At 45.2% G+C, this 7,931-nt stretch carries 6 protein-coding genes and 1 pseudogene; 5 read left to right on the top strand and 2 right to left on the bottom strand.

The genetic code is table 11. The features are described from left to right. Positions 1-113: 113 nt before the first annotated feature. Positions 114-1,847 carry a M4 family metallopeptidase gene (locus WAM07_RS03645; RefSeq protein ID WP_422164853.1) on the bottom strand — a complete coding sequence of 578 codons (1,734 nt, stop codon included), beginning with the start codon at positions 1,845-1,847 and terminating at the stop codon, positions 114-116. Between the two features lie 293 nt (positions 1,848-2,140). Between WAM07_RS03645 and WAM07_RS03640 the strand changes: the two genes are divergently transcribed. After that, positions 2,141-3,544, top strand: a complete 1,404-nt coding sequence (locus tag WAM07_RS03640; protein ID WP_422164851.1) for an FAD-binding oxidoreductase — start codon at positions 2,141-2,143, stop codon at positions 3,542-3,544. Continuing rightward, on the top strand, positions 3,537-4,844 hold the full coding sequence (locus WAM07_RS03635; protein ID WP_422164850.1) for a (Fe-S)-binding protein: 1,308 nt from the start codon (positions 3,537-3,539) through the stop codon (positions 4,842-4,844). The genes WAM07_RS03640 and WAM07_RS03635 overlap by 8 nt, the downstream gene beginning before the upstream one ends. A gap of 93 nt (positions 4,845-4,937) precedes the next feature. Here WAM07_RS03635 and WAM07_RS03630 read toward each other — a convergent pair whose 3' ends face one another. Next, positions 4,938-5,705, bottom strand: coding sequence for a DsbA family oxidoreductase (locus WAM07_RS03630; RefSeq protein ID WP_422164848.1), 768 nt, complete (start codon positions 5,703-5,705; stop codon positions 4,938-4,940). Between the two features lie 51 nt (positions 5,706-5,756). Between WAM07_RS03630 and WAM07_RS03625 the strand changes: the two genes are divergently transcribed. The 3 genes and pseudogenes from WAM07_RS03625 to WAM07_RS03615 all read left to right on the top strand — a co-directional run. Continuing rightward, positions 5,757-6,137 carry a cbb3-type cytochrome c oxidase subunit I gene (locus tag WAM07_RS03625; RefSeq protein ID WP_422164855.1) on the top strand — a complete coding sequence of 127 codons (381 nt, stop codon included), beginning with the start codon at positions 5,757-5,759 and terminating at the stop codon, positions 6,135-6,137. A 116-nt stretch (positions 6,138-6,253) separates the two neighbouring features. Then, complete coding sequence (locus WAM07_RS03620) at positions 6,254-7,651, top strand: FAD-binding oxidoreductase (RefSeq protein ID WP_422164846.1); 1,398 nt, start codon at positions 6,254-6,256, stop codon at positions 7,649-7,651. Next, positions 7,648-7,931: pseudogene (locus WAM07_RS03615) on the top strand (bile acid:sodium symporter family protein); the annotation flags it as partial. The gene WAM07_RS03620 and the pseudogene WAM07_RS03615, both read left to right, overlap by 4 nt.

Genomic DNA, 7,931 nt, shown 5'->3' with positions numbered 1-7,931 from the left:
AAAAGGGAATAAGTTCCACCTCAGGTCATCCAGATTCTGGATGACCTGAGGTGGAACAAAATGTAAAAAAGCACCGGCGCTAATGTTGCGCTGGTGCTTTTCTATAGAAATGATTATGGAATTAATGTGGCATCGAACGCAGCGGTTACAGCCTGAAATTCGGAAGAACTGCTGCCGTATAGATCTACTGCTACGGTTTCAACCGCATTACGTAAATCTTCAAATGTAGAATCGGCTGTTAATAGGTCAACGTTAGCATAATAGAAAAGATCAAATACTTTCTCTTCTCCAATACCTTGTACGCTTACGCCATTATGACTTCCACCTGCTGCAAGTAGGTAAGCAGCTTTATTAATGATGCTGGAATTGAAATGGACACCGCCATTGTCATAAGAAAGGTTCTGGTAATCATTGTAGTCATCTGGATACACGAGAGTAGATGAGAATTGAATGGAAGAAGGATCCGACATGCTGCGGAAGACTTCTCCGGATTGCTCTCCGATTGTCCAGTTAAAGGATCCATTGTTTACATTCTTTTCAATAGCTACCCCAAAGATATCCGAGATTGATTCGTTTAATGCTCCCGGTTCACCGCTGTACACGAGGTCTGACTCACTGGAAGTAATGGCATGAGTAAACTCGTGTCCCGCCACATCATAAGCCCCTGCTAATGGATCTCCATAAATGAGCATGGCGCCGTCGTTAACACTTGCAGCATTGAACCAGTTTTCCGGATCATTGGTTGAGCTTGAATCCCACGCATGTACGACCGATTTCACCTGTTGACCGTTATTATCAAAGCTATTACGGTTATATTCATTTAAGTAGTATTCATAAACAGAGGTTGCTAAGTAGTGAGCACTGACACCCTCAACGTCAGAAAACGTAGTAGATGTACTGGATAATAGTTCACCAGGGTAAAGTCGGTATTCACGATTTAAATCAGCGTACTGTGCATCATAAGTCAGGATCCCCTGTCCTCTTGTATAATCAACTAATTCATAAGTACCATCAGACATCTCGCTTGCTGTGAACGTACGGGAGTTTCCATTTTTATCAACACCGGATCCTGTAACTGGACCAACTACTGTCGCACTGGAACCTGGTTTGCCTCCGCCGTTTCCATTACCGCCATTGCCGCCTTTTGCATACTGAATGGTTTCATCAGAAAGAGCTCTGTCCATTTCTTTCACAGCATGTAAAAGAGTGTCTCCTTTTTTCGTATCAAGAATGACAAACCCTTCTGCAAAAGTAGGGGCAGCTACTGAGAAATCTACTTTCCACCCAAAGGAAGCTTTATCCTTATCATTTACATAGACGACCTTCTCCACCGTTGTATCTGTAAGCAGCTCAACATCAGAACCGTATGTATCTGACACATAACTTGCGGCTTCTTTCTTAGAAATTTTCTGCTTTTCCTTTAAGCCTTTTTTACCGTTTAAATTTTTGGCTACATCTCCAAGCGCATTTTTGATAACCCCTTGATCCAGCTGGCTGACCAGTACTTTTCCGAAGACGTCGTACCCTTTATATGTCTGCTGAAGCTTCACTAGATCCTGCCCATTATAATCTGTCGCTTCTTCTACTACGCGATAGTCTACGTAACTTTCATTGTTTTTCTGAGAGTTTGAAAGCTTACTGTCAATCTGTCCTTTTACGGCTGCTTTAACAATATCCGACGCTTTAGATTCAGACGGAGCTGTCAGGTTGCCCATGGATTGTTTACTCTCCTGGATTTTAGCCTGAACGTTTGCGGTTGCTTCAACATGGACGGCTCCTAAACCTGAACCAGCCAGCAGCCCCACGGATAGGGCCATTGCGGAGAAAACTTTTCTTTTCTTTTTCATAAAAACCCTCCTGATTGAATATTTTGAATATTTAACATTTTCTATCATATCAGAAAGGTATACCCAGGTCTTTGGGTAAATGGACACTTTTGGAAGTGATGTCCACTTTTTCTATAAAATAATCCAAATTACATGATTCTTACTACCTGCATGGTCTATCACACGGTGATCAACCTCTCCAGAAAGCCATTATGTGCGCCGCGAGTATATCAATTTATGGAAAATTCCTTTATACTTTTTACTAGAAATAATTATCTGAAAATGACATATTTTCATAGAAAGGAGAAGGTTTTGTGGAACAATGGATCCAGCTGCTCAAGCAGGTTATCCCTTCTAAACAAGTTTTGACAGACCTGTCAGACCGCTATAGTTATAGTTTTGATGCTTCTTTTGGAGAGCACCTTCCAGAAGCTGTCGTCCAGGCAAAAAGCAATGAGGAAGTTATAGAAGTACTTAAGATAGCGAATGAATATCGCATACCGGTTTATCCAAGGGGGCAGGGGACGTGCCTAAGCGGAGGTCCGCTTCCTGTACACGGAGGCATGGTGCTGGATATGTCCCAGTGGCCCGAGCGAATTGAGATGAGTCCTGAGGATTTAACGGTAACGGTATCCCCGAGTGTACTAACCGGAAATATTAATAAAGAAGCAGAAAAGCACGGGCTTATGTATGCTCCTGATCCGAGCAGTGCCCATGTGGCTACTATCGGCGGCAACCTCGCGGAGAATTCAGGCGGTCCGCGCGGGTTGAAGTATGGAGTAACGAAGGATCATGTCATTGGTTTAAAAGTAATTACACCCGAAGGAGAGCTGATTCGAACGGGCGGCAATACGATTAAAAATGTAACCGGTTACGATCTGACGAAGCTGATTGTCGGTTCAGAAGGCACGCTTGGAGTGATTACAGAAGCGACCCTGAAGTTACTGCCTAAACCTCCAGCTGTCCAAACGTTAATGGTCTCTTTTGACGAAGTGAGAAAAGCAGCTGAGGCCATTTCAAGAACCTTAACGTCGGGTATTCTTCCTTCCAAAATGGAGTTCATGGATCAGGCCTGCATAGAAGCCGTGGAAAATTTCCAGCCGGCGGGACTGCCTGTGGACGCGGCAGCCATTGTCATTATTGAACTTGACGGCCACCCTGAAACATTGAAAATTGAACGCCGATTAATAGAAGAAATCATGGAGAATATCGGAGCCCGGGAAACAGTCGTACCCGAGACTAGCGAAGAAGCTGAAAAAATCTGGCATGCCAGAAAACAGGTTTCACCGGCGATTGCTAAGATTAAACCGACGAAAGTGTCAGAGGACGCCACCGTGCCGCGTAGTAAAATTCCAGATTTAATTGACCGCCTGCAGGTGATCAAAGAAAAGCACGACGTAGAAGTCGTCGTTTTCGGTCATGCAGGTGATGGTAATCTGCATCCTAACATCCTGTGTGATAAGAGGGATCAGGAGGAAATGAAAAGAGCGGAGCTTGCGGTGGAAGAGTTGTTTGAAGCGGCTGTTGAGCTTGGCGGCACACTTTCAGGTGAACATGGGATTGGCACGATGAAAGCCCCGTTTATGGAAATGGAAGTAGGCGAAATCGGAATCGATATGATGAAGCGCATTAAAGAAGCATGGGATCCCAATGGAATTATGAACCCGGGCAAAATTTTCGCAGAAAAAGGGCAGAAGCTGGTGCTTCGCAATGAGTGATCTGCAGACGTTAAGCCAGAAGCTGAATTACGACAAGACGTTCGACTGTGTGCAGTGCGGCTACTGCTTACCGGCATGTCCGACCTATGAAACGATGGAGAGGGAAACCCATTCTCCGCGGGGCCGAATCAATCTTGTGAAAATGGTTGCGGAAGGGAAGGCAAGCATAGAAGACTTGCAGGAGCCGATTGAGAAATGCCTGGGCTGTATGGCTTGCACCACCGTTTGTCCGACCAATGTGCAGTACGGTGAAATTCTGGAAGGAGCGATGGGAGTCATTGATGAATACGAGGCGAAATCTACCTCCCAGCGGGTGACGGAAGATTTCTTATACGATTCCTTCTTCCCGTCCTCAAAGTGGATGAACACCCTCGGTCACGCAACGTGGCTGTATCAGAAGTCCGGATTGCAGAAAGTGGCGCAGACTTTTCAGTTAACGAAAATTGCTCCGCTGCATCTGGATCAATTTGAAAAAGTCCTTCCTGATTTGCCTTCGCCTAAGCGGAGAAAAGAACAGCGCGCCAAGCGGTATATTCGCAAACGTCCGGCCACAGCAAAGGTTGCTTTCTTCCCGGGCTGCATAATGGATAGTGTATTTTACGAATCGAATCAGAAAACGATTGAACTGCTGCTGCGAAGCGGGGCGGAAGTCGTGCTGCCAGAAGCGCAAACCTGTTGTGGTGCGTTGCATGCTCACTCAGGGAAAATTGATACATCGATCGAACTGGCAAAGCAGAATATTGAAGCCTTTGAAGAGGAGAGGTTTGATTACATCGTTAATAATGCGGGCGGCTGCGGAGCGAGACTGATCGAATACCATCATCTTTTTGAAAAAGGAACACGGTGGCATGAACGTGCGTTGGCGTTTGTGGCTAAAGTAAAAGATATTTCCGAAGTGCTGACCGGGTTGGACGAGTTGGTGTTCAATCAGCCTGTGAACCGGACGATTACGTATCAGCCTTCCTGTCATATGACGAATGTTCAGGGAGTCACGGAAGCTCCGATTCAGCTGATTCGTAACATACCTGGAATTGAGTTGAAAGAACTCGAGCGTCCAGATTTCTGCTGCGGGTCTGCAGGGATATATAATATCGTGAACTACGAAGATTCCATGGATATTCTCGATGTTAAGATGAAAGATGTGTGCGGGGTGGAGCCGGATGGAATTGTAACATCCAACCCAGGCTGTCTGCTTCAGATGAAACTCGGTGTCGAACGCGAAGGCAAGAGTGATCAAATAGATTCCATACATTTAGTCGATTTATTAATGGAAGCCGATCCCGATCCGGCATGGGAATAGTATGGAACCAATTCAAAATGCAAAAAATTACCACCTCAGGTCATCCAGATTCTGGATGACCTGAGGTGGTATTTATTTCCTTATTTTCTTATATTATTCGCAGCTGTCATCTGTGCAGGATGCTCCGGTTTGTCCAGAGAATGTTTCAAATGCAGGAGCCTGCTTCTCTTCTGAATAAGCTTTCTCCAGTGCCTGGGTGAAGATTTCTTTCGGCTGGGCGCCGGATACGGCATATTTGCGGTTGATCACAAAGAAAGGCACGCCCTGTACTCCGACCTGATGAGCTTCTGTTTCTTCCGTGCGAACGAGTTCCATATAGTCGGTGCTTTCGAGTACCTGGCGTACTTCACTTTGGTCGAGTCCTGCTTCCTGAGCCAGTTCAATCAAGGTTTCATGATCGCCGATATCTTTAGAATCGGTGAACACGGCACGGAAAAGGACCTCCGCTGTCTCTTGATCAAGCCCTTTTGTTTCAGCGAATTTAGCAATCCGGTGCGCATCCATCGTGTTCGTGGGAACCATGGTGTCGAAACGGAAATCAAGGCCAACCATGGATGCCTGCTCCTCCATATTTCTTGTCATTTCTTTCGCTTCCTCCAAGGACCGGCCATACTTAGCTGCCAGTTTTTCATGCATGGACTGTTTAGAGCTGCGCTCCGCATTAGGATCAAGCTCAAAGCTTTTATAAACAACTTCTGCTTTTTCTTCATTTGGGAAATTCTCTAATGCCTGTTCCAACCGGCGTTTTCCAATATAACAGAACGGACAGACAAAGTCTGACCAGATTTCAATTTTCATAACTGTTTCACCTCTTCCATAGAATACATCTTTATTGTACGGCTCTCTAAGCGGGAAATCCATTATTCTGATTGAATGTGGACGTACATAGAGTGAAGGTAGGAGGTGAGTCCAATCGGAAAAACATTGATAAAAATCTCAACGATTTATTTTGTGATTGGTACCTTGATCGGTTACTACATGTCCATCGTGCACCATTATGATTTAACACCTGTTCATGTTCATATCAACTTATTAGGGTGGACGGCTTTAACACTCGCTGGTATTTTATATCATTTATTCCCACAGCTTGCTGCTTCAAAGTTAGGAAAAATTCACTTCTGGCTTCATAATATCGGCTTGCCGCTCATGATGGCTGGACTGTTTCTAATGATTGCTTATCAGCTGGAGTCACTGACAGCCGTTATTGCAGGTGGAGCAACACTTACAACGGCAGGGATTTTGATTTTCGCACTGAATGTCTGGATGAATCTTAAGGAAGAGGGCGCAGTTTAAAACTGTGTCCTCTTTTCTTTATGAGTAGACTACTTTAATCCATTGTAGTTTTCAGACAATTGTGATAACATAATCCAACAGTTTAACCCTGCAAATGAAGAAAGGAGTCGAATACCATGAATACAGACACAGCCATTTTACAAGAGGAGCTGCTGCAATTTTTGAGAGAGGATCAAGTGAGTACCAACGAGACGATTCTCACCAACCATAGTAAGGATGAGTCCTATCATGAAGGAAGTCTGCCTGATCTGGTGGTCTTTCCGGAAAGCGCGGAGGAGATCAGTAAAATAATAAAAGTAGCTGATGCGTCCGGTACACCGGTTATTCCATTTGGATTAGGGTCCAGTCTGGAAGGACATATAATCGCTTACGATAAAGGGATCACGATTGATTTTTCCTCCATGAACAAGGTTACAGAAGTACGGTATAAAGACTTCTTAGTAAAAGTGCAGCCTGGAGTAACCAGGTCCCAGTTAAACAAGGCCTTGAAAAAGCATGGTCTATTTTTCTCAGTAGATCCAGGAGCTGATGCTACTCTCGGGGGTATGGCCGCTACAAATGCAAGTGGGACAACCTCTGTGAAATATGGCGTCATGAAAGACCAGGTTCAGGATCTGGAAGTTGTTTTACCAAGTGGGGAAATTATTCACACGGGCAGCCTGGCAAGAAAATCATCTTCTGGATATGACCTGACCAGTCTCTATGTGGGCTCTGAAGGCACGCTAGGCTGCATAACAGAGTTAACATTAAGGGTTTATGGTATTCCTGAACATGTCATGGCAGCGAGGGCATCCTTCCCAACCATTGATCACGCGGTGGAGGCTGTGATTTCGATGCTGCAGGCAGGCGTTCCGGTTGCCCGTGTAGAGCTTCTGGACGAGGCCTCTATTCGAAGAGTAAATCAGTTTAATGGGACCGATTACATAGAAAAAGCGACGCTGTTTCTAGAATTTCACGGCAATGAAGCAGGACTTCAGGAAGATGTCGCTTTTATGGAAGAAATCGTGAAGAATCATGAGTGTGAAGTGATTCATTTTGAAAAAGATAATGCGGCCCGCATGAAGCTGTGGGAGGCTCGTCACAATTTAGCCTATGCCTACATTCATGGCAGTCCCGGTAAAAAGATGATGGTAACAGACGTCTGCGTACCGATCTCTGAACTTGCCGGGGCGATTCGACATGGGCGGGAAAAAATTGCTGAGCTGGACCTTGAGTCGGGGATTCTGGGCCATGTTGGGGACGGCAATTATCATGCGCTCCTTATGATCGATATGGAAAATGAAGAAGAGCTTAAAAAGGCTGAGAAATTCAATGAAGAAATTGTAGAATATGCACTGGCTCGTGGAGGAACCTGCACTGGAGAGCATGGTGTCGGAAAAGGGAAAATGAAGTATCAGAAGCGGGAGCATGGAAAAGCCCTGCCTGTGATGGAGGCAGTGAAGGCAGCCATTGATCCTAAAGGGATTATGAATCCAGGTAAGCTTGTTCATAGTGAGAGGGGGAACAGTCAATGAAAATGATCGAATCTATCAGTCGAATTGCCGGAAAATATTTCGCTCTATGGGTCATAGCAGCAGCTCTCATCGCTTTCTTTCTACCAGATGCATTTCTCAGTCTAGGAGCCTATATTACTATTTTGCTCGGAGTCGTCATGTTTGGGATGGGACTTACCCTGAAGCCCGTAGACTTTAAACTGGTAGTCAAAAAACCGCTTCCTGTTGTGGCAGGGGTAGCGGCTCAATATTTACTTATGCCACTGATCGCCTTTGGTATCGCTTATCTGCTTAATTTGCC

Source organism: Halobacillus sp. (assembly GCF_049282395.1).
Classification (GTDB): domain Bacteria; phylum Bacillota; class Bacilli; order Bacillales; family Halobacillaceae; genus Halobacillus.
The sequence above is the reverse complement of the archived record's forward strand: the minus strand, read 5'-3'. Positions and strand labels throughout refer to the sequence as shown.